Raw genomic sequence first — 26,150 nt, 5'->3', positions numbered from 1 at the left:
GATGATTCGATGCTGCGCCGTCTGGCCGAGCAGTTCATGAACAAACTGCAGGCGTCCAGTGAGTTCGTGAAGACGTATTTCGAGCATACGCATACCCGGTATGCGACTGGGAACTGTGGTGTTTAGTTAGACTGTTAATAATGAGAGCATCATCGAATTTGCTAATTGTTATTGGTGATGTTGATAAAATTTCTCTGAAATAATCTCGATAGCTTTTTGCCGAAAATATGTGGCTGTGACGAGCATTAACGTCCGACCACGCAAAAGCCACTGCAGCTTCGATGGCAGAAAATTCCACTCCAGCTAATTTTGATATGCCACCAAGGAAAGCCTTAACCAACCCGACCTCAGCAATGTTGTGTGGATGATAGATTGCTCTATCGAATCCAGACCCGACATGCAACTCGATAGTACGGTTTTTCAGATCAATATTCAAACTAAAGGCATCCGCTAGATCTTCGTGCCCCCCAAATTCATCGAAAGAATTAGATTCTGGATCCCCATCGAAGACACATTTCCAATAGACAGGCCCTTCGCCAATCTCTGCATGAAAGCGCGCATCGATCATATCGACAGCACGAGCCACCCAAACACCCATCATTGCCCATCGATCATAGGTCAAGCGATTTGCGGACCCGTCTTTCGTAAAAGCCGCATACCACCAACAACGCGCCTTGGTGATCTTCGCCCCGAGTAGCCTTCTATTCTTGCCTTGCTCCAAGTGAACGTACAGAGGATGCTTGGTATCCTGATCAAAGTAGCTTCCCCGTTCCTTTCTGAGCAGTTTCCACGTTCCATCTACAAAATTCTCGACATGCTCGTCTGTCGCAATGGAAATTCCATGTCTCAAATCAGATAAGCCGTTCTGGGTGATAGGTATGAACAGTTGCACATCACCAACCTGGAAGTCCCTGGGGATCTCTCCATGCGGCACTAGATGACCATCCAATGAGTCAGCCCAAGCAAACAGATTGAGCAAGCCATTCATATTCTGAAGCATTACTCCGCGCTGCCTCAGGAATGACTCCATGCGTCGGACGCGCCACAGATCCAGAAGCTGTACTCCATCGACATGCGCTAGAGAAATCAGATCGCATACGCCGACGAACTCCCAAGCCCATTGAGGTCTTGGTTGATGAAATCCTTCTAAAACGACCCCTCTACCTATGCCACATCCTATAACCAGTGTAATTCCATCTTTAAAGCCTTCGCGACGCTCGCAGCCTATTTGCATACTCTCAATGGCCTTGCAAGTCTCAGTTCTCAGCTCAAATCCTCCATGAAAGGCCCCACCAAATCCATCTTCCTCAAAGCCAATCAAATCGTCTAGAAAGAAAACCATGTTTAAATGACGGCCCGCATCAATTTCTTGCGTGATGGCACACAACGATCCCCACGATTGATGCACAAAGGGCAAACGCGGACCTACTTCACCAAAGAACCGCGATGTTGAAAATAACGTTGAGTATTCGTATCCAAGCTCACTTAAGAGGACTTTTCGATTGCCGTTCTCTCCTAATAATCTGACGAAGTATCTGCGAATGGCAACAGATACAGCCGTTGGCAGGAGCATATAAAGCGTGCCGTCTTGAAACACCAACGGAGCGGCCTCAAGATCGGTGTTTGAAATGGCTTGGTCGGTCAAGCGGCCGACCAATCTCGACTCGAAGATGAATGGGCTGAGCGCATTTATATCTACGCCAATCGTAGTCAGCTCTTCACGATTAAACCCGACCAGTGCACGAAAATGCGCTGATTTCTCGGAAATGTTTTTTGGTAGAGTATTATTTTTCCCATCCGGACCTATGTCATTGCGCGTCAACTTAGCCTTTTCACAGACGAAATCAGACAATTTGAGCAGCGAATGCACTGATTCTTTAATCTTTGATAAATCACCCTCATCTGGCAGTGAGTCAGTCAAATTGACAATTCTCTGAAGATAAAAAGTGGCTCCTTCCCAGATACCTTCAAAGACGCGATAGTTACCGTTCTTTGAATATACATTCCCAACGAATACGTCCTCGCGGGGATCCTCTAGGTGCCCGCACAAAGCCCCCACAGACGAAAACCCTTGATTGAGAAGACTCTGTGTTGGTGCGCGCTTTCCTCCACCAAAAATCAAGGACAGATGAACCAAAATCTCCAGTCTCAAACAGTTTGTTTGCAGACGTTTCTGAGTCAGAATGCCCCCAAATGCTGCGGCTGTTTTAATGGGACAATGATTCGCAAGCGTCCGAATGAAGCTCGGTAGCTTCGCCGCGATCGGACCAATAAAAATCGACGAGCCTGCTGCCGCCATAGCTGCAGCCAGAGCTTCTATTTCCGAAAAATCATCATCAACAAGTATCTGATCGATTGCCATAAATCCCCTATCTATTGATTTACTATATTATTCCGATTCGCGTCAGTACCAATTTTCAGACTTACGCGATTAATCCGTGACAAGTATTTTCGGATTACTCCTGACCGATTTGGTTGTTGAAAACAGGTAGTTTTTCTTGGCTGAATGCTGTCGTTCCAGCTTTGATGCAAAGCATGCGAAGAAGCTCGAAAGCATCGCTATTATCTTAGATAACAATCACAACACCGCCCACTCAACCAAAGCCCCCGCCAGCCGCTCGTTCAACGCCTGCGCCCGAGCTATTTTGGCCTTGATTCGATCGCACAGCGCCATAAATTCATCAACTTTGGCCACAATGCGGTGTTGCTCTGCAAGCGGAGGTACAGGAATCGGATATTTCTTTACCGAAGAAACGTTGATGCGAGGAGCTGCGCCGCCGGTGGTTTGACTTTTTGCCAAATCGGTGATGAGAGGCGCATTTAGCACCAGCTCAAGATATTCTCCGATTACATCGCTGCCGGGTCTGATCAGCATCATTCGTTGGCCCAAGCAAAGCTTGGTGTTTGGCGGTATTCGGCACGCCACACCCAAAATACCACCTTCACGGCTATAAAGAATGTCGCCTGACATCGGCCGCAACCTGGAAATTCGTTCTTCGTAAGTCGAGGCGCTGACGTACTTGCAAACCGTCAAATCCAGATGCCCCGGTTTAAATTGACTGGTTCTAACGCAAAGTTCACCATCCGGTGTCCACTTTGGTGTCGAGTGAGGACAGTCAACAATTTCAGACGCGACTTGTGACAGATCCTTGATTTCCCATTTTTCCTGCCGCGCCGCTCCCTGATTTTTTTGTGAAACCTGGGGCGGAGAGAGTTTTCCAGTTACTGCTGATTGCATTACTGCTTGTTTCAGCCTATCGACACTCTGCTCAGTCGTGAACAGCACATCGAAATTGTCCTTCACCCGCCCCCAGCACTCCGCAAAATCCTCCGCATCCCGAGCCTGCAACAAGCTCCCCAGCAACTCGTCCACCAATCGGGCGTGCGCGGCTTGGGCGTCGGACTGGCGGGTTTCTAGGCGGTCGCACAGGGCCATCAGTTCATCGACTTTGCGTTGTGCCGCGATAGGCAATAGCGGTACTGGAACTGTTCCGATTTTGGCGACAGTCAAGCTGACGTTGGCGGTACCAACCATGCGGCTGACCAATAACTCATCCTTGAACGCACTTAAGTAGGTGTGCAGAAATCTGGCTGAGATTTGATCAGGGGCTTTTGGCTGCACTACAGCAAGAATGCTGCCGACAGCATATTGGCCATCTTGAAAGTGAACGCGCTTCAGACTGGCATCGCCGTGACCGGTCGATGATACCGTTGGAATTATCACTGCCGGACCTTCAAAGTCGAAGTGATCGGAACTTCCTCGGGCTTCAGCAGTCACTACTAGCGGAAATTTTCCAGGTATTGCATCCTTGATTCCTGTTCTGCCCTTTGTGATTGATGAAATCTCGGCGAGAGTGCGTGTAGGCAAGCGCGCAAGCAGTACTTCGAGGACGACATTTCTTCCATCAGATGAAATTTTCCTCAAGTTACTTGGTAATTCGGGTGCAAAAAAACGCCCTGCGATTGAAACAAAAATTGCACGTCTTAATCCATCAAAATTAGGCCCTGCGACAAGAGACTCAATCACTTCAGACACTCCATCAGCGTAGCCTTCAACTGCCCCCGCAGCTCTGCAATCTCTTCCTGAATCTGCCGGTACTGCGCCAACAATTCGTCCGGATCGTGGCTGACCGTCTCGCCCACATGCGGGTTCTTGCAGTCCAGATTCCAGTTCCGCGCCTTCAATTCCTCGGCGCTGACCTTCCACGCAAAGGCGTTCTCCACCCGCCCGGCGAATCCGTCCGCCGCATCGCCCCACCACGCCTCCTCGACCGCAAATTCCTCGATCCGCATCGGCCGCGTCTTCGAATAATTCTTGTACCCCGCCGGATACTGGTGCTCGTAGAACCACACCTCCCGCGTCGGCACGCCCTTGGTGAAAAACAGCAGGTTGGTCTTGATCCCGGTGTACGGGCTGAACACGCCATTCGGCAGCCGCACGACGGTGTGCAGGTTGCATTCGGTCAGCAGACGCTCCTTGATGCGGCTCTTGATGCCCTCGCCGAACAGGAAGCCGTCCGGCAGCACCACCGCCGCCCGCCCGCCGTCCTTCAGCAAATGCATGATCAGCACCATGAACAGATCGGCCGTCTCCCGCGTGCGGAAGGCCGCCGGGAAGTTGGTCTCGATGCCGTCCTCTTCCATGCCCCCGAACGGCGGATTCGCCACGATGCAATCGACCCGCTCCTTCGGCCCCCAACTGATCAGCGGCCGGCCCAGCGTGTTGTCGTGGCGGATCTGGCTCGGCACCTCGATGCCGTGCAGCACCATGTTCGTCGTCGCCAGCAGGTGCGGCAGCGGCTTCTTCTCGACGCCGTGCAAGCTGGCCTGCAACACCTGCTCATCGGCGGCGGTCTTCACGTAGCGCCGGCGCTTGTGCTCGATGGTGCAGGTCAGGAACCCGCCCGTCCCGCAGGCCGGGTCCAGCACCTTCTCGGCCAGCGTCGGGTCCACCCGGCGCACCATGAACTCCGTCACCGGCCGCGGCGTGTAGAACTCGCCCGCGTTGCCCGCGTTCTGCAGGTCGCGCAGCAACTGTTCGTACACCTCGCCGAAGGCGTGCCGCTCCTGCGCCTTGTTGAAGTCCACGCCCTCCTGGATCTTGTTGATCACCTGGCGGATCAACTGCCCGGACTTCATGTAGTTGTAGGCGTCCTCGAACACCCCGCGGATCACGAACGCGGCCGGCGCCGCGCTGTAGCTCTCCAGCCCCTGCAGGCCGGGAAACAGCTCGTTGTCGATGAAGCTCTTCAGCGCCTCGCCGGTCATCCCCTCCGGATCGGCCGCCCAGTGGCGCCAGCGGAACGGCTCGGGCAGCGGCGAGCGGTAGTCGTCCTCCAGCGCCTCGCGCTCCAGCTCGCGGTCGTCGAACACCTTGAGGAACAGCATCCAGACCAACTGGCCGATGCGCTGCGCGTCGCCATCGACGCCGACATCCTTGCGCATGATGTCCTGGATGGATTTGATGGAACCGCTGAGTGACATGGAACGTGTTTTCAGTAAAAGAGATAAGACTCAGGCGTAGAGCTGCTGTTCGAGGTCGTGGACGGCGCGGGCATAGCCGTCCTTGCCGCCAAACGCCTGGAGCAGCTCCACCGGCGCGCCGAGCCGGCTGAACGGGTCGAGCTGCAGGATTTTGCGGTCTTCGATGTGCTCGACCCCGGTGTCGGCGTACTTGTCGAGCAGCGCCTCGACCACCTGCCGCGCCACGCCCTGGTAGCGGGCGAAGTAGCCGCGCTGGCGCACCTGGTCGGCCCGCTCGCGGCGCGACAGCGGCGGCTGGTCGAAGCTGACGTGGCAGATCAGGTCGAACGGGTCCAGCGTCTTGCCCAGCTTGGCGGTCACCTCGTCCTGCAGCGCCTCCCACAGCACGCCCTGCGCGGCCAGCTCGTCGATGATGGCCTTCTTCTGCGCGGCGCCGCTCCAGCGGCGCAGGAAGTCGCCGAGCGAGGCGTACTGCTTCTGCACGCAACTGCGGGTGTAGTCGCGCAGGGTCTCGGTGATGAGCTTGCCGTCGGCGCCGTAGTACTGGACCCGCTCGGCAACGATGTGGACCGCGACATCGCCGAGCACGTACTTGACGCGCTTGCCCAGCCCGTCGCCGCCCAGGTCACCCAGATCGCCGCCCCCGCCGGGCTGGCCCGGTGGCACCACGGGCAAACCGTCCTCGCCGATCACCGTCTCGCCGTCGATCGGTCCGTCATCTGGCGGCACGGGCGAGTCATCCCCCTGGGGTTCGTAGACCTGCACCGGCTCGCCATCGAACGCCGGATCGGCGAACAGCTCGGTGGCCTTCTTGAAATCGATGATCGTGAACCAGAACTTGCCGTGGTCCTCGTTGATCCGGGTGCCGCGGCCGATGATCTGCTTGAACTCGGTCATCGACTGGATGTGCTGGTCGAGCACGATGAGCTTGCAGGTCTGCGCATCGACGCCGGTGCTCATCAGCTTGCTGGTGGTGGCGATGACGGGATAGCGCACTTCCGGGTTGATGAAGTTGTCGAGTTCGGCCTTGCCCTCCTGCTCGTCGCCGGTGATGCGCATGACGTACTTGCGGTTTTCCCGGACCCGCTCGGGGTTCAGGTTCACCAGCGCCTGGCGCATGCGCTCGGCGTGGTCGATGTCGTCGCAGAAGACGATGGTCTTCTGGAACGGATCGCCGCTGAGGCGCAGGAAGTCGGTGATCTTCTGCGCCACGCGCTGGGTGCGCTGCTCCAGCACCAGGGCGCGGTCCATGTCCCGGAGGTTGTAGATCCGGTCCTCGACCACCTCGCCGTGCTTGTCGCGCTGGCCCTTGGGCGGGCGCCAGCCCTGCAAGTCCTTGTCGAAGTCGATGCGCACGACCTTGTAGGGCGCGAGGAAGCCGTCCTCGATGCCCTGCTTCAGGCTGTAGCTGTAGACCGGCTCGCCGAAGTAGTGGCTGCTGGAAACGTCCTTGGTTTCCTTCGGCGTGGCGGTCAGGCCGACCTGGGTGGCGCTGCCGAAGTAGTCGAGGATCTCGCGCCACGCGGAGTCCGCCGACGCGCTGCCCCGGTGGCATTCATCGACGACGATCAGGTCGAAGAAGTCGGGCGAGAACTGGCGGTAGATGTTCTGGTCTTCCGCCGCGCCGGTCACCGCCTGATACAGCGAGAGGTAGATTTCGTAGGACTTGTCGATCTGCCGCTTGGCGATCTTGGTCATCGCCTGACCGAAGGGCTTGAAGTCGTTGTTGCGGGTCTGGTCCACCAGGATGTTGCGGTCGGCGAGGAACAGGATGCGCCGCTTCTGCCGGCTCTTCCACAGGCGCCAGATGATCTGGAAGGCGGTGTAGGTCTTGCCGGTGCCGGTGGCCATGACCAGCAGCACACGGTTCTGGCCGCTGGCGATGGCTTCGACGGTGCGGTTGATGGCGTTGAGCTGGTAGTAGCGCGGCAGGCGGCCGGAGCCATCGTCGTGGTACGGCGCTTCGACCCGTGTCTGCGCCGGCCCGTCGAGGCCCTTCCACTGGCAGTAGCGCCGCCAGAGTTCGTCGGGTCCGGGGAACTGGTCCAGCGTCAGCGCGGTCTCGACCTGAGGGCCGGTGCCGGTGCGGTCGTGGAACAGGAAGCCGTCGCCGTTGGAGCTGAACACGAAGGGCACGCCCAGCGCGTCGGCGTAGTCCAGCGCCTGCTGCATCCCGGCGCCGACCGGCAGCGTGTTGACCTTGGCCTCGATCACCGCCAGCGGCAGGTTGGGCAGGTGGTAGAGGATGAAGTCGGCGCGGCGGGCCTGGCCGCGGCTGTGGAGCTTGCCGCGCACGATGACGCGGCCGCGGGTGAAGGTGACTTCCTCGCGCACCTGGCGGTGCAGATCCCAGCCGGCCTGCACGAGGGCCGGGACGAGGTACTGGGTGCAGATGTCCCGCTCGGACAGCGTCTTCTTGTGCGCGTGCGTGTGCATGTGAATTTCCCCCTGCGTCCTGGCGGTGGATCCGCTTCGAAGACGGGCATGGTCTGCCTTTGGGGGATTTTGCACATGGCGGGGCCGCGGCGGCGCCGACAATCACGGCTTTTGAGAAGGAAGCTGCGTGTTCACGTTCAAGAATCTGACGGTGTTTCGCCTTGCGCCGGGTTGGTCGGCCACGTTCGACCAGATCGAGTCCGGACTCGACAAGGCCCGCTTCGTCGAGTGCGGTTCGACCCAGGAGCAGTCGGCCGGCTGGGTGCCGCCGCGCGGGCCGGCCGATGGGCCGCTGGCCGAGACGGTGCGCGGGCAGTGGCTGATGCGGCTGCAGATCGAGCAGCGGGTGCTGCCGGGCTCGGTCGTGAAGCGCCGCATCGACGAGATCGCCGCCGGGATCGAGCGCACCACCGGCCGCAAGCCCGGCCGCAAGCAGACCAAGGAACTCAAGGAGCAGGCGACGCTGGAGCTGCTGCCGATGGCGTTCACCAAGCGGTCGGCGGTCAACATCTGGCTGTCGCCGGACAGCGGTTTCCTGGTGCTCGACACCAGCAGCCCGGGCCGCGCCGACGAGGTGGTGACGCTGCTGGTCAAGGCGCTCGAAGGCCTGTCCGTGCAGGCGCTGCACACCGAGGAGTCACCGGCCGCCGTGATGGCCGACTGGCTGCTGACCGGCGAGCCGGCGGCGGATTTCACGGTCGATCGGGAGTGCGAACTGAAGTCCAGCGACGAGATGAAGTCGGTGGTGCGCTACGCACGCCATCCGCTCGACATCGACGAAGTGCGCTTGCACATCACGCAGGGAAAAATGCCCACGCGGCTGGCGATGACGTGGAATGGCCGTGTCTCCTTCGTGCTGACCGAGGGGATGCAGCTGCGCAAGATCGAGTTTCTGGACGGGGTGCTGGACGCGGAAGGCAGCGCCGAAGAGCGGTTCGACGCCGATGTCGCCATCGTCACCACGGAGCTGACCCACGGGTTGACGGCGCTGATCGAGGCTTTGGGCGGAGAGCACCAAGTTGTAATGTAGGCATCAAAGCTGTTGCTTTGCGTTGCAACAACTTCGGTCTAATCGCACGTACCGGACGTGCGGGACGTTAGACTGAATTTGCAGTTCTGGATACCTCCCATGTCATTACACAGAAAACCCAAGACCCAACAAGCTTTTCTGCTGGAAGCGATGCAGCGCATGGACATGGATCCGGACCAGTTCGCCCGCCGGCTGGGGGCGTCGCGTCGCCGTCTGGACGACTGGCTCAAGCGCACGGGCGAGCCGGGTTCGATCGAACTTGACCCGGTGATCTGGACGTTCGTGCGCGAACTGGTCGAGCGCGCCGAGCTGACCGAGGTGCGTGACAGCACCGCCGCGCCACTGGGTCCGCCCGAGTTGCCGCTGGTGCGTTCGCGCTTCAGCTCACCCGGTCGCTGGGTGGCCTGACGGTCAGTCCCAGCGCGGCCAGCACCGCCAGCGGCGCCGTCTCCGACCGCAGTACCCGCGCCCCCAGGCTGATGGCGCGCGCACCGATGCCGCGCACCAGCGTTTCCTCCCCCGGACTGAATCCCCCTTCCGGGCCGCTGTAGACCCGCAGCCGGCCCACTCCCGTCCCCAGATCCTGCGCGACCCGCTCGGTCATCGGCACCGCGTCGGCCAGACTCAGCAGCCAGTTCGGTGTGACATCGTCCTGGGCGGCCAGTGCGGCGGCCTGCGGCAAGGTGCGCACCGGCGCGATGACTGGCACGCGGGTGCGGCCACTTTGCTCGGCCGCCGCGATCGCCACGGCCTGCCAGTGTTCCCGCTTGCGTTCGGCGCGTTCGCCCGACAGCCGCAGCACCGACCGCTCGCACACCACCGGCTCGATCGCCGCCACGCCCAGTTCGGTCGCCTTCTCGATCAGCCAGTCGAAGCGGTCGTTGGCGGGCATGCCGGCCACCAGCGTCACGGCAATCGGCAGCTCGCGCTCGACCGGATCGTGCGCCGTCACCCGCACCTCGACCGACTGGCGGCCCATGCGCAGGATCTCCGCCGTCCACTCGCCGCCCTGGCCGTTGAACAGCGTGATCGTTTCGCCGGGTTGCAGGCGCAGCACCTGGACGTGGCGGGCAGCGCCAGCGGGGAGGGCGAGTTCGGTGTCGGCGCTCAGGGGCGCATCCAGATAGAGGCGGGCGGGCATGGTCGATGAGAGGTGGGGGCGTTCAGGTGCGGATGCGGCGGACGAGGGCGGTGGTCGAGTAGCCATCGACAAAGGACAGCGCCTGTGCCCGGCCACCCCAACTGCGCACGAGGCGCGTCTCTTCAAGGGCCTCGATGTCGTAGTCGCCGCCTTTGACATACACGTCCGGGCGGATTTCCTGCAGCAGCGCGCAAGGGGTGGCCTCGTCGAACAGCACGACCAGGCTGATGCTCTCCAGCGCGGCCAGCACGCAGGCGCGGTCGGCCTCGGCGTTGAGCGGGCGGTCCGGGCCTTTGCCGAGCTGGCGGGCCGAGGCGTCGCTGTTCAGCCCGAGCACCAGACTGGCGCCGAGCGCACGTGCTTGCGCCAGATAGGTCACGTGGCCGCGGTGCAGCAGGTCGAACACGCCGTTGGTGAACACCACCGGCTGGGGCAGCGCCGCGAGCCGGGCGGGCAGGTCTTCGCGCCGGCAGAGCTTGTCGAAGAAAGCGGGCAATGCGGGCAGGGCGGGGGCGTCGTTCATGGGGCGGGATTGTCGCCGCTGTTACTGCCACTGGCCGGGGCTGACGCTAGAGTGCCCGGACACAACCCGGAGACTCCCATGACCACCGCTGCACCTGCGTCCACCCCTGTCCTGCGCCTGCATGGTTTTGCGCTGTCCAACTACTACAACAAGGTCAAGCTGGTGCTGCTGGAGAAGGGGCTGGCGTTCGAGGAGGTGGAGGTGCTGCCGCGTGGCGGGGAGGATGTGCTGGTGAACTCGCCGCTGGGTAAGCTGCCGTACCTGGTGACGCCGCACGGCCCGTTGTGCGAGAGCGCGGTCATCGTCGATTACCTGGAGGCGGCGTATCCCGAGGTGCCGCTGGTGCCGGCCGATCCGTTTGCCGCGGCCAAGGTGCGCGAGCTGTCGCTGTTCATGGACATCCACCTGGAGCTGGTGGCGCGCCTGCTCTACGCGCAGGCATTCTTCGGCGGCAAGGTGTCCGAAGGCACGATTGCCAAGGCGCGTGGGCAACTGGAGCAGAACATTGCCGCGTTCAAGCGGCTGGCGCGGTTCGCCCCGTATGTGGCGGGTGACACCTTCACGCTGGCCGACTGCACGGCGGTGGCGCACCTGCCGCTGGTGGCGATGGCCACCAAGCTGGTGTGCGGCGAAGATCTGCTGGCCGCACAGGGCGTGGACTGGAAGGCCTACGTCAAGCTGATCGAACAACGCCCGACCGCGCAAAAGGTGGCCGCCGGCCGCAAGGCCGACCAGCAGCGCGCCGCGCAACTGGCCGCGATGGGCAACCGGCCAGCCTGACACCACCGGATTCACCGTCCGGGCAGCGCGCGGCGCAACTGGATCGCCTCGGCGATGTGGCCGATCTCGGTGTCGGCGGCGCCGGCCAGATCGGCGATGGTGCGCGCCACGCGCATCACCCGGTGCAGGCTGCGGCCGGACCAGCCGAGACGGGCGGCTGCGGTGTTGAGGAAGTTCGTCGCTGCCGACTGCGCCCGGCAGTGCGCCGACAGCACACCCGCTTCCAGCTCGGCGTTGCACACACCCTGGCGCTCCTGCTGGCGCTGGCGGGCTGCCACGACCCGCACGGCGATGGCCTCGCTCGGCTCGCCATCTGGCGCCGACGACAGCTCTTCCGGCGCAATGGCCAGCACCTCGACGCGCAGGTCGATCCGGTCGAGCAGTGGCCCCGATAGCCGGTTCTGGTAACGCGCCACGGCTTCGGGTGTGCAGCGGCAGGCACGCATGGTCGAACCCAGCATGCCGCAGGGACACGGGTTCATCGCCGCGACGAGCTGGCAGCGCGCCGGGAATTCGGCCTGTTGCGCGGCGCGCGAGATGGTGATGCGGCCGTTTTCCAGCGGCTCGCGCAGGGCTTCGAGGGCGGCGCGCGGGAACTCGGGCAGCTCGTCCAGAAACAGGACTCCGTGGTGGGCGAGGGAAATCTCGCCCGGCCGCGGTGGCGATCCTCCGCCCACCAGCGCCACCGAGGAGGCGCTGTGGTGCGGCGCCCGGAGTACGCGCTGCGACCAGGCCGCCGGATCGAAGCGCCCCGCCAGACTGAGCACGGCGGCCGACTCCAGCGCCTGCGTTTCCTCCAGCGGTGGCAGCAGGCCGATGAGACGCTGGGCGAGCATGGACTTGCCGGTGCCGGGCGGGCCGACCAGCAACAGGCTGTGCTTGCCTGCAGCAGCAATTTCCAGCGCCCGCTTGGCAACCGCCTGACCGCGCACGTCACGCAAGTCCGGCAGCGGCGGGGCAGGTCGGCCGGGCGGTGGCTGCGGCGCGCGCAGTGGGGTGCAGCCCTCGCCAGGTTGCAGCGCGTGGACAACGTCCATCAGGTGGTCTGCGCAACGCAGCGCGAGGCCGGGTACGCGGGCCGCCTCCTCCGCACTGGCGCGGGGCAGCACCAGCGTGCGCCGCGCACCTCCCCGCTGCAGCGCCAGCGCCATGGCCAGCGCGCCCCGCACCGGCCGCAGATCGCCTGCCAGCGACAGCTCGCCGGCCAGCTCCAGCGTCTCCAGCGCGGCCGGGTCGATGTGGCCCGCCGCGGCGAGGATGCCCAGCGCGATCGGCAGGTCGAATCGGCCTCCTTCCTTGGGCAGATCCGCGGGCGCCAGGTTCACGGTGATGCGCTTGTTGTGTGGAAACTCCAGTCCGCTGTTGTGCAGCGCAGCCCGCACCCGCTCGCGGGACTCCTTGACTTCGGTGTCGGCCAGGCCGACGAGGGTGAAGCTGGGCAGACCGTTGGCGAGGTGGACCTCGACGGTCACCTCCGGGGCTTGCAGGCCGAGCAGGGCGCGGCTGTGGACGATCGCGAGTGACATGGTGGTGCGTGTCCGGGTCGGAACGGTGCGGTGGAAGGGAGACCCTCCTGATTCTGCGCACGTCCGCACAGTTCGGAACTCACCCTGATGGGGGAGATGCACCAAGAGCGTGCACGCACAGATCACCATGCCGGTGCATCGGTGGTGTCGTGCGCACTCGGAGGGCGGTCACGGGATGTTTCCAGTGGTGGCACGGAAGATGCAGAAGGCGGTGGGTATTCCTTCCAAGATCAACCAGTCAGAGCAACCAGGAGCCACCATGAAAATGGTCACCGCCATCATCAAGCCGTTCAAGCTGGATGAGGTTCGAGAAGCCCTCAGCAGCATCGGCGTGCAGGGCATCACCGTCACCGAGGTCAAGGGCTTCGGGCGCCAGAAGGGCCACACCGAGCTGTACCGCGGTGCCGAGTACGTCGTCGACTTCCTGCCCAAGGTCAAGGTCGAAGCGGCCGTGGACGACGCGGTGGTGGACCGCGTGATCGAGGCCATCGAAACCGCTGCCCGCACCGGCAAGATCGGTGACGGCAAGATTTTCGTCACGTCGCTGGAGCAGGTGCTGCGCATCCGCACGGGCGAGACCGGCAAAGACGCGCTCTGATTGCGCGCGCTTTCACCAGACAAACACGATACGACACGAGGCAACCATGTTTAGAAAATTGTTCGTCGGGCTGGTCTTCGGACTGGCCTTGCTGGGATTCGCCGAGTTGGCGATTGCGCAGGACGCTGCAGCGTCTGCGCCGGCAGCCGCTTCGGCTGTCGAGATGGCTGCTGCGGTGGCCACTGCTGCGTCTGACGTCGCAGCCGCTCCCGCACCGAAGATCGACAAGGGCGACTCGGCCTGGATGATGCTGTCCACGCTGCTGGTCATCCTGATGACGGTGCCGGGTCTGGCGCTGTTCTACGGCGGCCTGGTGCGCTCGAAGAACATGCTGTCGGTGCTGATGCAGGTGATGGTGACGTTCTCGCTGATCGTGGTGCTGTGGTTCGTCTACGGCTACAGCCTGGCGTTCACCGAAGGCAATGCGTTCATCGGTGGCTTCGATCGCCTGTTCATGAAGGGCATCTGGGACAACGTCGCCGGCACCTTCGCGCCTGCGGCCACGTTCAGCAAGGGTGTCTACATCCACGAGATCGTGTTCGCCGCCTTCCAGGCGACGTTCGCCGGCATCACCTGCTGCCTGATCGTCGGCGCCTTCGCCGAGCGCATCAAGTTCTCGGCCGTGCTGCTGTTCATGGTGCTGTGGTTTACCTTCAGCTATGCGCCGATCGCGCACATGGTCTGGTTCTGGATGGGCCCGGACGCCTACGCCAACAAGGACGTGGTCGATGCAATGAACGCCAAGGCCGGTCTGGTCTGGCAGTGGGGCGCGCTGGACTTCGCTGGCGGTACCGTGGTGCACATCAACGCGGCCGTGGCCGGTCTGGTCGGCTCCTACATGGTGGGCAAGCGCGTCGGCTACGGCCGCGAAGCGTTCACGCCGCATTCGCTGACGCTGACCATGGTCGGTGCCGCGCTGCTGTGGGTGGGCTGGTTCGGCTTCAACGCCGGCTCGGCGCTGGAAGCCAACGGCTTTGCCGCACTGGCGTTCATCAACACCTTCCTGGCGACCGCGGCTGCGGTGCTGGCCTGGTCGATGGGTGAGGCGCTGATGAAGGGCAAGGCCTCGATGCTGGGCGCTGCGTCCGGCGCCGTGGCGGGTCTGGTGGCGATCACCCCGGCGGCCGGCAATGTCGGCATCCTGGGTGCGCTGATCATCGGTGCGCTGGCTGGCTTCGTCTGCCTGTGGGGCGTGCATGGCCTCAAGCGCATCCTCAAGGCCGACGACTCGCTGGACGTGTTCGGTGTCCACGGCGTCGGCGGCATCCTGGGTGCGCTGCTGACGGGCGTGTTCAACTCGCCGAACCTGGGTGGCCCGAGCGCCGTGGCCGACTGGGTGACCGTGGGCATGATCGCCCCGGACGCCTACTCGATCGCGGGCCAGGTGTGGATCCAGGCCAAGGCCGTGCTGCTGACGGTGGTGTGGTCGGGCGTGGTCTCGGTGATCGCCTACAAGATCGTGGACCTGGTGATCGGCCTGCGCGTGCCGGAAGACGACGAGCGCGAAGGTCTGGACATCACCTCGCACGGCGAAACCGCCTACGCGAAGTGATCGCTTTCTGCTGATCGCCCTCAAAGGGGCCGCCTTCGGGCGGCCCCTTTTGTTTTGGCGCACCACCCGCATGTGAAGACCTTCCTAGAATGGCCCTCATCCCCTTTCACCGCGCAGGTCGTCCACCATGGTTCCCCATCTCGTCACCGCATTGACCGGCCCGATCAACGAGCTAGAAGCCCGCATCCTCGACTCGATGCCCGCCATCGAACGCTGGTTCCGCCTGGAGTGGATGGAGCACACGCCGCCGTTCTACACCTCGGTCGATGTGCGCAACGCCGGCTTCAAGCTGGCGCCGGTCGATACGAACCTGTTCCCCGGCGGCTGGAACAACCTGACGCCCGAGATGCTGCCGCTGGCGGTGCAGGCGGCGATGGCCGCGATCGAGAAGATCTGTCCCGAGGCCAAGAACCTGCTGCTGATCCCCGAGAAGCACACCCGCAACACCTTCTACATGACCAATGTGGCGCGGCTGGTGCAGATCTTCACGCAGGCGGGGCTGAACGTGCGGCTGGGCTCGCTGGATCCGGAGATCAAGGCCCCGACCACCTTCGAGCTGCCGGAGGGGGACTCGCTCACGATCGAGCCCTTGCTGCGCACCCAGCGCCGCCTCGGCCTGAAGAACTTCGATCCCTGCACCATCCTGCTCAACAACGACCTGTCGGCGGGCATCCCGTCGGTGCTGGAAGGGCTGCACGAGCAGTACCTGCTGCCGCCGCTGCACGCAGGCTGGGCCGTGCGCCGCAAGACCAACCACTTCCAGGCGTATGAAGAGGTCGCCAAGAAGTTCTCCAAGCTGATGGGCATGGACCCGTGGCTGATCAACCCGATGTTCAGCCAGTGCGGTGAGGTGAACTTTGCGGAGGGGTCGGGCATCGAGTGCGTGCAGACCAATGTGGATGCCCTGCTGGGCAAGATCCGCCGCAAGTACAAGGAATACGGCATCAACGAGAAGCCGTTCGTGATCGTCAAGGCCGACAACGGCACCTACGGCATGGGCATCATGACCGTGCGTGACGCCAAGCAGCTCGACGAACTCAACCGCCGCACGCGCAACAAGATGAGTGTGATCAAGGACGGGCAGGAGGTCACCGAGGTGATCATCCAGGAGGGGGTGCCGACCTACGAGCGCATGAACGACGCGGTGGCCGAGCCAGTGGTCTACATGCTCGACCGCTACGTCGTGGGTGGTTTCTACCGCGTCCACGCTGACCGCGGCATCGACGAGAACCTCAACTCGCCGGGGGCGCAGTTCATTCCGCTGGCATTCGCCGAGAGCAACCACCTGCCGCGCCAGGGCACCAAGCCGGGCGCGAGCGCACCGAACCGGTTCTACATGTATGGGGTGGTCGCGCGTCTGGCCATGCTGGCGGCCAGCTACGAGCTGGAGGCGACTGACCCGGATGCCGAGGTCTACGACTGACGCGCGCCGCCCTGCGGATATTCGCGCTGGGGGAGTTGACATGATTTCCCCGGTCTGACATACTCTTAGGCTCTTCTGGCTTGCACGCGTGCCTAGCCGCATGTGGTGCAATCTGGCTCCGCCCCAAACGCAACCGCTTGGTGAGTTCTCACCTGGTCGTTGTGACGGGCCCAAGACTGACCGCGAGCGGTGGCCGAGTGGGGCTATCAGCGCGGGATAAGTTGGGGATTCGACATGATCCAAATGCAATCGCGACTCGACGTCGCGGACAACACCGGTGCGAAGTCCGTCATGTGCATCAAGGTGCTTGGCGGTTCTAAGCGTCGTTACGCCGGTATCGGCGACGTGATCAAGGTCAGCATCAAAGAAGCTGCGCCGCGTGGTCGCGTCAAAAAGGGCGAAGTTTATAACGCGGTGGTCGTTCGCACGGCCAAAGGCGTTCGTCGTCAAGACGGCTCGCTCGTCAAGTTCGATGGCAATGCAGCCGTGCTGCTCAATGCCAAGTTGGAGCCGATCGGCACCCGCATCTTCGGCCCGGTGACGCGTGAACTGCGTACCGAGCGCTTCATGAAGATCGTGTCCCTGGCTCCGGAAGTGCTCTAAGCCGACTGCGAAGGACAGGCCATGAACAAGATTCGCAAAGGCGACGAGGTCATCGTGCTGACCGGTCGCGACAAGGGCAAGCGCGGTGCGATTTCGCTGCGCGTTGATGAAGACCACGTGGTGGTCGATGGCATCAACGTCGTGAAAAAGCATGTGCGTCCGAACCCCCTGAAGGGCACGACCGGCGGCATTGTTGACAAGACCATGCCGATTCACCAATCGAATGTGGCGATCTTCAACCCCGCGACCGGCAAAGCCGATCGCGTGGGCATCAAGCTCCTGGCTGACGGCAAAAAAGTGCGCGTCTTCAAGTCCAGTGGCGAAGAGATCAAAGCCTGAGGCGGGAATTCGAGATGGCTCAACAACAAGCTCAAGCCCGTCTGCAAGCGTTCTATCGCGAGAAGGTCGTTCCTGACCTGATGCAGAAATTCGGCTACACGTCGGTCATGGAAGTGCCGCGTTTCGAGAAGATCACCTTGAACATGGGTGTATCCGAAGCGGTGTCGGACAAGAAGGTCATGGACCACGCCGTCGGCGACCTGACCAAGATTGCCGGTCAGCGTCCTGTCGTCACCAAGTCCCGCAAGGCCATCGCCGGTTTCAAGATCCGCGAAAACGTGCCCATCGGCTGCATGGTGACCCTGCGCGGTGTGCGCATGTTCGAATTCCTGGACCGTTTCGTGACGATCGCGCTGCCGCGTGTTCGTGACTTCCGCGGTATCTCGGGACGTTCGTTCGACGGTCGCGGCAACTACAACATCGGCGTCAAGGAACAGATCATTTTCCCCGAAATCGAATACGACAAGGTGGATGCTCTGCGTGGTCTGAACATCAGCATCACGACGACGGCCAGTACCGATGACGAGTGCAAGGCGCTGCTCACGGCCTTCCGTTTCCCGTTCAAGAACTGAGGCCCCCATGGCAAAAGTCTCTCTCATCCAGCGCGAAGAAAAGCGCGAGAAGCTGGTGGCCAAGTACGCCAAGAAGTACGCGGAACTGAAGGCCATCATCGACGACAGCAACAAGTCGGAAGAAGAGCGCTACATGGCGCGTCTGGCTCTGCAGAAGCTGCCCCGCAATGCCAACCCGACCCGTCTGCGTAGCCGCTGCGGGATCACGGGCCGTCCGCGCGGTACCTTCCGCAAGTTCGGTCTGGCGCGCAACAAGATTCGTGAACTGGCCTTCCGAGGCGACATCCCCGGTGTCGTCAAGGCGAGCTGGTAAGCCGGCCCCAGGGCACGAACAGGAGTTATCCCATGAGCATGAGTGATCCTATCGCCGACATGCTGACCCGCATCCGCAACGCGCAGATGGTCGAGAAGGCCAGCGTTGCGATGCCAGCGTCCAAATTGAAGGCTGCCATTGCGCAAGTCCTCAAGGACGAGGGTTACATCGACGGTTTCGCAGTCAAGACGACGGACGGCAAGTCCGAACTCCAGATCGGTCTGAAGTATTACGCCGGCCGCCCGGTGATTGAGCGCATCGAGCGCGTCAGTCGCCCTGGTCTGCGGATCTACAAGGGCCGCCACGACATCCCCCAGGTCCAGAATGGTCTGGGTGTCGCCATCGTCACCACCCCCCAGGGTGTGATGACCGACCGCAAGGCCCGCGCTTCCGGTATCGGTGGCGAAGTCCTCTGCTACGTCGCCTAAGCAGGAGGAACGACAAATGTCCCGCGTTGGAAAAATGTCGATCACCGTCCCGCAAGGCGTGGACGTGTCGGTCACCGAAGACCAGATCAGTGTCAAGGGAGCCAAAGGCATCTTGGTGCGTCCGGTGCATCGCCTGGTCAAGGTGAGCAACGAATCTGGCAAGCTGTCCTTTGCTCCGACCGATGATTCGGCCGCCGCCAATGCCATGTCCGGCACTGTGCGTGCGCTGGTCAACAACATGGTCAATGGCGTGAGCAAGGGTTTCGAGCGCAAGCTGAACTTGGTAGGCGTGGGCTTCCGTGCCCAGGCCACTGGTCAGAAGCTCAATCTGCAGATCGGGTTCTCGCACCCCGTGGTCAAGGACATGCCTGAAGGCATCAAGGTCGAGTGCCCCACTCAGACCGAAGTCCTGATCAAGGGTGCTGATCGCCAGGTCGTCGGCCAGTTGGCTGCAGAAGTTCGTGCCTTCCGTCCCCCCGAGCCTTACAAGGGCAAGGGCATCCGTTATTCGGATGAGAAGGTCACGATCAAAGAGACCAAGAAGAAGTAAGGAGCCGCACCATGTTGAACAAGAAAGAACAGCGCCTGCGCCGCTCCCGCCAGACCCGTGCCCGCATTGCATTGCAGGGTGCGGTCCGTCTGAGCGTCTTCCGCTCGAATCTCCACATCTACGCCAGCGTCATTTCCGGCGACGGTTCGAAGGTGCTCGCCAGTGCCTCGACCGCCGAAAAGGAAGTCCGCGAGCAGCTCGGCACGGCTGGCAAGGGCGGCAACGTCGATGCTGCCACGCTGATCGGCAAGCGCATCGCCGAGAAGGCCAAGGCTGCCGGCGTCGAGAAGGTGGCGTTCGATCGCTCTGGTTTCGCGTACCACGGCCGCATCAAGGCGCTGGCCGATGCAGCGCGCGAAGCCGGTCTGCAATTCTGATCCGCCTCGCTCGAAACGAAGGAATACAAAATGGCTAAGTTTCAACCGAAGGTTGCTGACGAAGGTCGCGACGACGGCATGCGCGAGAAGATGATCCAGGTCAACCGCGTGACCAAGGTGGTCAAGGGCGGCCGGATCATGGCGTTTGCTGCCCTCACCGTGGTCGGTGATGGCGATGGTCGCATCGGCATGGGCAAGGGCAAGTCACGTGAAGTGCCGGTGTCCGTCCAGAAGGCGATGGAATCCGCTCGTCGCGGCATGGTCAAGATCCCGCTGCGCAACGGCACCGTGCCGCACAACGCCACGGGTGAGCACGGCGCTGCCAAGGTTCTGCTGGCGCCCGCGCCGGCCGGTACCGGCATCATCGCCGGCGGTCCGATGCGTGCCGTGTTCGAAGTCATGGGCATCACCGACATCGTCGCGAAGAGCCTCGGATCCTCGAACCCGTACAACATGGTTCGCGCCACGTTCGACGCCCTGTCCCGCATGACGACCCCCTCCGCGGTGGCCGCCAAGCGTGGCAAGACGCTTGAAGAAATCTTCAACTGAGCGGGCCGGAGGACAACATGTCTGAGAACACCGACAAGAAGACCGTCAAGGTCAAGCTGGTCAAGAGCCCGATCGGCACCCGCGAATCGCACCGTGCCACGGTGCGTGGCCTGGGCCTGCGTGGCATGAACACCGAATCCGTGCTGGAAGACACCCCTGCGGTGCGCGGCATGATCAACAAGGTCTCGTACCTGGTGAAGGTGCTGTAATCATGGAACTCAATTCGATCAAGCCGGCCTCGGGTGCAAAGCACTCCAAGCGCCGCGTGGGTCGTGGCATCGGTTCTGGCCTGGGCAAGACCGCTGGTCGCGGTCACAAGGGTCAGAAATCGCGTGCCGGTGGCTACCACAAGGTGGGCTTCGAAGGCGGTCAGATGCCTTTGCAGCGTCGCCTGCCCAAGCGCGGCTTCAAGTCGCAGCTGCTGAAGTACAACGCTGAAGTGACCCTGTCGCAACTGCAGAACTTGGCCGTCGATGAAATCGACGTGCTGACGCTCAAGCAAGCGGGCCTGGTGGCGGACATCGTGAAGAACGTCAAGGTCATCAAGTCCGGCGAGCTGACCAAAAAGGTCGTGCTGAAGGGTGTTGGCGCAACCGCTGGCGCACTGGTCGTCATCGAAGCCGCTGGCGGCTCGATCGCGGTCTGAGTCACAGGTCCGACGTGGCAACGAACCCAACCCAACTGGCCAAGAACGGCAAGTTCGGCGACCTCCGTCGTCGGCTGGTGTTCTTGCTGCTGGCCCTGGTGGTTTACCGCATCGGCGCGCACATTCCCGTTCCCGGCATCAACCCCGAGCAGCTCGCGCAGCTGTTCAAGGGCCAGCAGGGCGGCATCCTGAACCTGTTCAACATGTTCTCGGGTGGTGCGCTGTCCCGCTTCACGGTCTTCGCGTTGGGGATCATGCCGTACATCTCGGCATCGATCATCGTGCAGCTCATGGGCTACGTGATCCCGACGCTGGAGTCGCTGAAGAAGGAAGGCGAAGCCGGTCGCCGCAAGATCACGCAGTACACCCGTTACGGTGCGCTGGGTCTGGCGCTGTTCCAGTCGATGGGCATTGCCCTGGCGCTGGAAGGGTCGGCGGGTCTGGTGATTGATCCGGGTCCGATGTTCCGCATCACGGCCATCGTCAGCCTCACGGCCGGCACGATGTTCCTGATGTGGCTGGGTGAGCAGATCACCGAGCGCGGCCTCGGCAATGGCATCTCGATCCTGATTTTCTCGGGGATCGCGGCGGGTCTGCCGGGTGCGATCGGTGGCCTGGCCAACCTGATCAACACCGGGGCGATGAGCGTGATCGTGGCGCTGCTGATCGTGTTGATCGTGATCGCGGTGACGTTCGTGGTGGTGTTCGTCGAGCGGGCGCAGCGCAAGATCCTGGTCTACTATGCCAATCGGCAGGTCGGCAACAAGGTCTACGGTGGTCAGTCGTCGCACCTGCCGCTGAAGGTCAACATGGCGGGTGTGATTCCGCCGATCTTCGCGTCGTCGATCATCCTGTTGCCGGCGACGGTGGTGGGTTGGTTTGCGACCGGTGAGAAGCTGCGTTGGTTGAAGGACATCTCGTCGGCGCTGTCGCCGGGGCAACCGATCTATGTGCTGCTCTACGCCGCGATGATCGTGTTCTTCTGCTTCTTCTACACGGCGCTGGTGTTCAACAGCCGTGAGACTGCAGACAACCTGAAGAAGAGTGGTGCGTTCATTCCCGGGATTCGTCCTGGCGAGCAGACCGCGAAGTACATCGACAAGATCCTCGGGCGACTCACGCTCGGCGGTGCGGCGTACATCACGTTGGTCTGCCTGCTGCCCGAGTTTCTGGTGCTGAAGTACAACGTGCCGTTCTACTTCGGTGGAACGTCATTGCTGATCATTGTCGTGGTGACGATGGACTTCTGGGCGCAGGTCCAGTCGTACGTGATGTCACAGCAGTACGAAACGCTGTTGAAGAAGTCCAGTTTCAAGGCGAACTGAACTTCAAGGCAAGCTGGGCAAGAAAGACCGAGTAAGCGTATCGAGCCGATTTCACATGGCGAAAGACGACGTTATTCAGATGCAAGGGGAGGTCATCGAAAACCTCCCCAACGCCACCTTCCGGGTCAAACTGGAAAACGGCCATGTAGTGCTCGGGCATATTTCCGGCAAGATGAGGATGCACTACATCCGCATTTTGCCGGGAGACAAAGTGACCGTTGAATTGACCCCCTACGACCTCAGTCGTGCTCGCATCGTGTTCCGGGCGAAGTGAGCGAACCTCCCAACATTGTCCGGAAGAGAAGCGCAAGCCGATCAAGGAGAAGACCATGAAAGTCTCGGCATCCGTCAAGAAGATCTGCCGCAATTGCAAGATCATCCGTCGCAAGGGTGTGGTCCGTGTGATCTGCACCGATCCGCGCCACAAGCAGCGTCAGGGTTGATCGCCCGTCGCTGAAACCCTTTAGAGAGTCACCATGGCACGTATTGCTGGTATCAACATTCCGCCGCACAAGCACGCCGAAATCGGCCTGACCGCGATCTTCGGTGTCGGTCGCACGACCGCTCAGAAGATCTGCGACAGCTGCGGCATCCCGTTCAACAAGAAGGTCAAGGACCTGACTGACGGCGACCTGGAAAAGATCCGTGAGGCCGTGGGCACGATCACCATCGAAGGTGACTTGCGCCGCGAAATCTCGATCAACATCAAGCGCTTGATGGATCTGGGCTGCTACCGTGGCTTCCGCCATCGCCGCGGCCTGCCCATGCGTGGTCAGCGTACCCGCACCAATGCCCGTACCCGCAAGGGTCCGAAGAAGGGCGCTGCTGCGCTGAAGAAGTAAGCGCATCGTCGCCCAGGAAAGAGTCGAGTCATGGCAAAAGCACCTGTCAACAACGCCGCGCGCCGCGTGAGCAAGAAGGTCCGCAAGAACGTTGCGGACGGCATCGCCCACGTGCATGCATCGTTCAACAACACGATCATCACGATCACCGACCGTCAGGGCAATTCGCTGTCCTGGGCATCGAGCGGTGGCCAGGGTTTCAAGGGCTCGCGCAAATCGACGCCCTTCGCAGCCCAGGTGGCGGCGGAAGTCGCAGGTCGTGCCGCTCAGGAACAAGGCATCAAGAATCTGGACGTTCGCATCAAGGGCCCTGGCCCGGGTCGCGAGTCGTCGGTTCGTGCGCTGGCCTCCCTGGGCATCCGCATCGCGTCGATCTCTGACGTGACGCCGGTTCCGCACAACGGCTGCCGCCCGCAAAAGCGTCGCCGTATCTGATGCTGGATTCCTGTCCGCGATCGCGGACAGGATGAATTGCGTCAAATTGCGCTACAATCGCAGGTTTTCCGGCGAATGCCTTGTGCGTTCGCCGGAAAATTCGTCATTGCGACCATCAAGGTGTTTTGGCTTTACGGCCGCTGCACTGCGTTAAGACCACCGTTTCGCGGATTCCCGCGGGACTCGCGCACGAATTGCGTGCGTCAGATTGAAACACAAGGACTACGTCCGTGGCACGTTACCTCGGCCCCAAGGCCAAACTCTCCCGCCGTGAAGGCACCGACCTGTTCCTGAAGAGCGCTCGCCGCTCGATCAGCGACAAGTCGAAGTTCGAAACCAAGCCGGGTCAGCATGGCCGCACTTCGGGCTCGCGCACCTCGGACTACGGTCTGCAACTGCGTGAAAAGCAGAAGGTCAAGCGCATGTACGGCGTGCTGGAGAAGCAATTCCGCCGCTACTTCGCCGAAGCCGAGCGCCGCAAGGGCAACACTGGTGCCACGCTGCTGCAGCTGCTGGAATCGCGCCTGGACAACGTCGTTTACCGCATGGGCTTCGGTTCGACCCGTGCTGAAGCGCGTCAAATGGTGTCGCACAAGTCGATCACGGTCAACGGCCAAGTGGTCAACATCCCGTCGTTCTCGGTCAAGGCCGGCGATGTGGTGTCGGTGCGCGAAAAAGCCAAGAAGCAGCTGCGCATCGTCGATGCGCTGAAGCTTGCTGATTCGATCGGCCTGCCCGCGTGGGTGGCGGTCGATCAGACCAAGATGGAAGGGACCTTCAAGAAGGCTCCCGACCGTGACGAGTTCGGCGCCGAAATCAACGAGTCGCTGATTGTCGAACTGTACTCGCGCTGATTCGTGAGATGGCGCGCACCGGAGCGTGTGTGCCTCAGACCCCATCGCATCCCGGGTGCGCTGGGGTCTTGCCTCGCCCGGTGGGTCCATCAGCCTTATCGGTGTAACGAGCCGAGGGTATTGACAGGAACTTTGAATGCAAACCAATCTGCTGAAGCCCAAAGCCATCAACGTCGAACCGCTGGGCGGACACCGCGCCAAGGTGACGCTGGAGCCGTTCGAGCGTGGCTATGGTCACACGCTGGGCAATGCGCTGCGCCGCGTCCTGCTGTCGTCGATGGTGGGCTACGCGCCGACCGAAGTGACGATCGCCGGCGTGCTGCACGAGTATTCGACGGTGGATGGCGTGCAGGAAGACGTCGTCCACATCATGCTGAACCTCAAGGGCGTGGTGTTCCGTCTGCACAACCGCGACGAAGTGACGCTGGTGCTGCGCAAGGAGGGCGAAGGCCCGGTCACCGCGCGTGACATCCAGACGCCGCACGATGTCGAGATCATCAACCCGGACCTGGTCATTGCGCACCTGGCCCAGGGTGGCAAGCTCGACATGCAGATCAAGGTCGAGAAGGGCCGTGGCTATGTGCCAGGCACGATGCGCCGCTACGCCGACGAGCCGACCAAGAGCATTGGCCGCATCGTGCTGGACGCGTCGTTCTCGCCGGTCCGCCGCGTGAGCTACACCGTCGAGAGCGCCCGTGTCGAGCAGCGCACCGACCTGGACAAGCTGGTCATGGAAATCGAGACCAACGGCGCGATTTCGCCAGAGGAAGCGATCCGTGCCTCGGCCAAGATTCTGGTCGAACAACTGGCTGTGTTCGCGCAACTGGAAGGCAACGACCTGGCTGGCATCGTCGAACCTGCACCGCGTGCGCAGCACTTCGATCCGATCCTGCTGCGTCCGGTCGATGAGCTGGAGCTGACCGTGCGTTCGGCGAACTGCCTGAAGGCCGAGAACATCTACTACATCGGCGACCTGATCCAGCGCACCGAGACCGAGCTGCTGAAGACCCCGAACCTGGGTCGCAAGTCGCTCAACGAGATCAAGGAAGTCCTCGCCTCGCGTGGCCTGACCTTGGGTGCTCGTCTCGAGAACTGGCCGCCGCAAGGTCTCGACAAGCGTTGAACGTCGAACGCCCGTTGAACGCAACACCCCGCACGCTTTGAACGTGCAACCGGCGGTACCTGATCCGGCCGCCGGCAATTGAACCAGAAGGAATTCTCATGCGCCACCGTAACGGCCTCCGCAAACTGAACCGCACTTCGTCGCACCGCCTGGCGATGCTGCGCAACATGGCCAACTCGCTGATCCAGCACGAAGCCATCAAGACCACGGTCCCCAAGGCCAAGGAACTGCGCCGCGTCGTCGAGCCGCTGATCACGCTGGGCAAGACCCCGACGCTGGCCAACAAGCGCCTGGCGTTCGATCGCCTGCGTGACCGCGACAATGTCGTCAAGCTGTTCGCTGTGCTCGGCCCGCGCTACGCCGCACGTCCGGGTGGCTACAGCCGCATCCTGAAGATGGGCTACCGTGTTGGCGACAATGCGCCGATGGCCTTCGTCGAGCTGGTCGATCGTCCGGATGCGGATGCACCTGCAGTCGAGTCGGCCGAGTAACTTGGTGTACTCGGAATAAAGATTCCGAAAAGCCTTGCAAGCGGAGTAAAAATCCGCTTAAAATAGATCTTCTGTCGCGGGGTGGAGCAGTCTGGTAGCTCGTTGGGCTCATAACCCAAAGGTCGTAGGTTCAAATCCTGCCCCCGCAACCAAAAATTTTCAAAGTTTGAGCAGCACACCAGAGCAGTTCAAATCAGTAGCACAGTTTCT

31 protein-coding genes and 1 tRNA gene are annotated in these 26,150 nt (G+C 61.7%); 25 read left to right on the top strand and 7 right to left on the bottom strand.

What is annotated here, in order from left to right; translation table 11 throughout:
- Nucleotides 1–34: 34 nt before the first annotated feature.
- The 4 genes from RMP06_RS04880 to hsdR all read right to left on the bottom strand — a co-directional run bounded on the left by RMP06_RS04880 (nt 35) and on the right by hsdR (nt 7,920).
- The gene (locus RMP06_RS04880) at nt 35–2,362 is read right to left on the bottom strand and encodes a hypothetical protein (protein ID WP_310460650.1); all 2,328 of its coding nucleotides are present in this window, start codon (nt 2,360–2,362) and stop codon (nt 35–37) included.
- Between the two features lie 216 nt (nt 2,363–2,578).
- Complete coding sequence (locus RMP06_RS04875; protein WP_310460649.1) at nt 2,579–4,036, bottom strand: restriction endonuclease subunit S; 1,458 nt, start codon at nt 4,034–4,036, stop codon at nt 2,579–2,581.
- A complete protein-coding gene (locus RMP06_RS04870; RefSeq protein ID WP_310460648.1) occupies nt 4,024–5,484 on the bottom strand; it encodes a type I restriction-modification system subunit M in 1,461 nt (486 codons plus the stop codon). Before RMP06_RS04870 ends, RMP06_RS04875 begins: the two co-directional genes overlap by 13 nt.
- A gap of 30 nt (nt 5,485–5,514) precedes the next feature.
- Nucleotides 5,515–7,920: an EcoAI/FtnUII family type I restriction enzme subunit R gene (hsdR, locus tag RMP06_RS04865; protein WP_310460647.1), complete on the bottom strand. Its 2,406-nt coding sequence runs from the start codon at nt 7,918–7,920 to the stop codon at nt 5,515–5,517.
- 127 nt (nt 7,921–8,047) lie between these two features.
- On the opposite strand from hsdR, the gene RMP06_RS04860 reads away from it, so the two are divergent.
- Both RMP06_RS04860 and RMP06_RS04855 read left to right on the top strand, forming a co-directional pair.
- A complete protein-coding gene (locus RMP06_RS04860) occupies nt 8,048–8,950 on the top strand; it encodes a recombination-associated protein RdgC (RefSeq protein WP_310460646.1) in 903 nt (300 codons plus the stop codon).
- A 99-nt stretch (nt 8,951–9,049) separates the two neighbouring features.
- Entirely contained in the window at nt 9,050–9,358 is a 309-nt protein-coding gene (locus RMP06_RS04855; RefSeq protein ID WP_310460645.1) for a hypothetical protein, read from the top strand.
- Here the strand turns inward: RMP06_RS04855 and RMP06_RS04850 are convergent.
- Nucleotides 9,330–10,091 (bottom strand): 16S rRNA (uracil(1498)-N(3))-methyltransferase, encoded by a 762-nt coding sequence (locus RMP06_RS04850; RefSeq protein ID WP_310460644.1) that lies wholly within the window; start codon nt 10,089–10,091, stop codon nt 9,330–9,332. The two genes, RMP06_RS04855 and RMP06_RS04850, sit on opposite strands and share 29 nt — an antisense overlap.
- Before the next feature lie 22 nt (nt 10,092–10,113).
- A complete protein-coding gene (gene rfaE2 / locus RMP06_RS04845) occupies nt 10,114–10,614 on the bottom strand; it encodes a D-glycero-beta-D-manno-heptose 1-phosphate adenylyltransferase (protein ID WP_310460643.1) in 501 nt (166 codons plus the stop codon).
- Nucleotides 10,615–10,692: 78 nt separating this feature from the next.
- On the opposite strand from rfaE2, the gene RMP06_RS04840 reads away from it, so the two are divergent.
- Complete coding sequence (locus tag RMP06_RS04840) at nt 10,693–11,394, top strand: glutathione S-transferase (protein WP_310460642.1); 702 nt, start codon at nt 10,693–10,695, stop codon at nt 11,392–11,394.
- Between the two features lie 11 nt (nt 11,395–11,405).
- Here the strand turns inward: RMP06_RS04840 and RMP06_RS04835 are convergent, their stop codons facing one another.
- The gene (locus RMP06_RS04835; protein WP_310460641.1) at nt 11,406–12,920 is read right to left on the bottom strand and encodes a YifB family Mg chelatase-like AAA ATPase; all 1,515 of its coding nucleotides are present in this window, start codon (nt 12,918–12,920) and stop codon (nt 11,406–11,408) included.
- A gap of 259 nt (nt 12,921–13,179) precedes the next feature.
- Between RMP06_RS04835 and glnK the strand changes: the two genes are divergently transcribed.
- From glnK to RMP06_RS04725, 22 genes are all read left to right on the top strand, one after another.
- On the top strand, nt 13,180–13,518 hold the full coding sequence (glnK, locus tag RMP06_RS04830) for a P-II family nitrogen regulator (protein ID WP_293999463.1): 339 nt from the start codon (nt 13,180–13,182) through the stop codon (nt 13,516–13,518).
- Nucleotides 13,519–13,564: 46 nt separating this feature from the next.
- Nucleotides 13,565–15,070 carry an ammonium transporter gene (amt, locus tag RMP06_RS04825; protein WP_310460640.1) on the top strand — a complete coding sequence of 502 codons (1,506 nt, stop codon included), beginning with the start codon at nt 13,565–13,567 and terminating at the stop codon, nt 15,068–15,070.
- Nucleotides 15,071–15,197: 127 nt separating this feature from the next.
- Nucleotides 15,198–16,493, top strand: a complete 1,296-nt coding sequence (gene gshA / locus RMP06_RS04820) for a glutamate--cysteine ligase (RefSeq protein WP_310460639.1) — start codon at nt 15,198–15,200, stop codon at nt 16,491–16,493.
- Nucleotides 16,494–16,727: 234 nt separating this feature from the next.
- Nucleotides 16,728–17,096 carry a 50S ribosomal protein L14 gene (gene rplN, locus RMP06_RS04815; RefSeq protein ID WP_173805738.1) on the top strand — a complete coding sequence of 123 codons (369 nt, stop codon included), beginning with the start codon at nt 16,728–16,730 and terminating at the stop codon, nt 17,094–17,096.
- Nucleotides 17,097–17,117: 21 nt separating this feature from the next.
- Nucleotides 17,118–17,435, top strand: coding sequence for a 50S ribosomal protein L24 (gene rplX, locus RMP06_RS04810; protein WP_179633191.1), 318 nt, complete (start codon nt 17,118–17,120; stop codon nt 17,433–17,435).
- A 14-nt stretch (nt 17,436–17,449) separates the two neighbouring features.
- The gene (rplE, locus tag RMP06_RS04805; RefSeq protein WP_293999477.1) at nt 17,450–18,007 is read left to right on the top strand and encodes a 50S ribosomal protein L5; all 558 of its coding nucleotides are present in this window, start codon (nt 17,450–17,452) and stop codon (nt 18,005–18,007) included.
- Between the two features lie 7 nt (nt 18,008–18,014).
- Nucleotides 18,015–18,320, top strand: coding sequence for a 30S ribosomal protein S14 (rpsN, locus tag RMP06_RS04800; protein ID WP_179633189.1), 306 nt, complete (start codon nt 18,015–18,017; stop codon nt 18,318–18,320).
- A gap of 32 nt (nt 18,321–18,352) precedes the next feature.
- Nucleotides 18,353–18,748 (top strand): 30S ribosomal protein S8, encoded by a 396-nt coding sequence (rpsH, locus tag RMP06_RS04795; RefSeq protein ID WP_310460638.1) that lies wholly within the window; start codon nt 18,353–18,355, stop codon nt 18,746–18,748.
- 16 nt (nt 18,749–18,764) lie between these two features.
- Complete coding sequence (rplF, locus tag RMP06_RS04790) at nt 18,765–19,298, top strand: 50S ribosomal protein L6 (protein WP_310460637.1); 534 nt, start codon at nt 18,765–18,767, stop codon at nt 19,296–19,298.
- Between the two features lie 11 nt (nt 19,299–19,309).
- Nucleotides 19,310–19,675, top strand: coding sequence for a 50S ribosomal protein L18 (rplR, locus tag RMP06_RS04785; RefSeq protein WP_310460636.1), 366 nt, complete (start codon nt 19,310–19,312; stop codon nt 19,673–19,675).
- A gap of 30 nt (nt 19,676–19,705) precedes the next feature.
- Nucleotides 19,706–20,224: a 30S ribosomal protein S5 gene (rpsE, locus tag RMP06_RS04780; protein WP_310460635.1), complete on the top strand. Its 519-nt coding sequence runs from the start codon at nt 19,706–19,708 to the stop codon at nt 20,222–20,224.
- Between the two features lie 17 nt (nt 20,225–20,241).
- A complete protein-coding gene (gene rpmD / locus RMP06_RS04775; protein WP_179633184.1) occupies nt 20,242–20,433 on the top strand; it encodes a 50S ribosomal protein L30 in 192 nt (63 codons plus the stop codon).
- A 2-nt stretch (nt 20,434–20,435) separates the two neighbouring features.
- A complete protein-coding gene (gene rplO, locus RMP06_RS04770) occupies nt 20,436–20,870 on the top strand; it encodes a 50S ribosomal protein L15 (RefSeq protein WP_310460634.1) in 435 nt (144 codons plus the stop codon).
- A 14-nt stretch (nt 20,871–20,884) separates the two neighbouring features.
- On the top strand, nt 20,885–22,195 hold the full coding sequence (gene secY / locus RMP06_RS04765) for a preprotein translocase subunit SecY (protein WP_310460633.1): 1,311 nt from the start codon (nt 20,885–20,887) through the stop codon (nt 22,193–22,195).
- Between the two features lie 55 nt (nt 22,196–22,250).
- Entirely contained in the window at nt 22,251–22,469 is a 219-nt protein-coding gene (gene infA / locus RMP06_RS04760; protein ID WP_004521905.1) for a translation initiation factor IF-1, read from the top strand.
- A 55-nt stretch (nt 22,470–22,524) separates the two neighbouring features.
- Entirely contained in the window at nt 22,525–22,638 is a 114-nt protein-coding gene (gene rpmJ / locus RMP06_RS04755; RefSeq protein ID WP_012348927.1) for a 50S ribosomal protein L36, read from the top strand.
- A gap of 33 nt (nt 22,639–22,671) precedes the next feature.
- A complete protein-coding gene (gene rpsM, locus RMP06_RS04750) occupies nt 22,672–23,037 on the top strand; it encodes a 30S ribosomal protein S13 (RefSeq protein ID WP_310460632.1) in 366 nt (121 codons plus the stop codon).
- A gap of 30 nt (nt 23,038–23,067) precedes the next feature.
- A complete protein-coding gene (gene rpsK / locus RMP06_RS04745) occupies nt 23,068–23,472 on the top strand; it encodes a 30S ribosomal protein S11 (protein WP_179633180.1) in 405 nt (134 codons plus the stop codon).
- 230 nt (nt 23,473–23,702) lie between these two features.
- Nucleotides 23,703–24,326, top strand: coding sequence for a 30S ribosomal protein S4 (gene rpsD / locus RMP06_RS04740; RefSeq protein ID WP_310460631.1), 624 nt, complete (start codon nt 23,703–23,705; stop codon nt 24,324–24,326).
- A gap of 136 nt (nt 24,327–24,462) precedes the next feature.
- Nucleotides 24,463–25,449: a DNA-directed RNA polymerase subunit alpha gene (locus tag RMP06_RS04735; RefSeq protein WP_293999505.1), complete on the top strand. Its 987-nt coding sequence runs from the start codon at nt 24,463–24,465 to the stop codon at nt 25,447–25,449.
- A gap of 98 nt (nt 25,450–25,547) precedes the next feature.
- Complete coding sequence (gene rplQ, locus RMP06_RS04730; protein ID WP_310460630.1) at nt 25,548–25,940, top strand: 50S ribosomal protein L17; 393 nt, start codon at nt 25,548–25,550, stop codon at nt 25,938–25,940.
- Between the two features lie 75 nt (nt 25,941–26,015).
- Nucleotides 26,016–26,092, top strand: a tRNA-Met gene (locus RMP06_RS04725).
- The last annotated feature ends 58 nt before the right edge of the window (nt 26,093–26,150 follow it).

Origin of the sequence: Sphaerotilus sp., from assembly GCF_031429695.1 — a bacterium.
Taxonomy (GTDB): Bacteria; Pseudomonadota; Gammaproteobacteria; order Burkholderiales; family Burkholderiaceae_C; genus Sphaerotilus.
The sequence above is the reverse complement of the archived record's forward strand: the minus strand, read 5'-3'. Positions and strand labels throughout refer to the sequence as shown.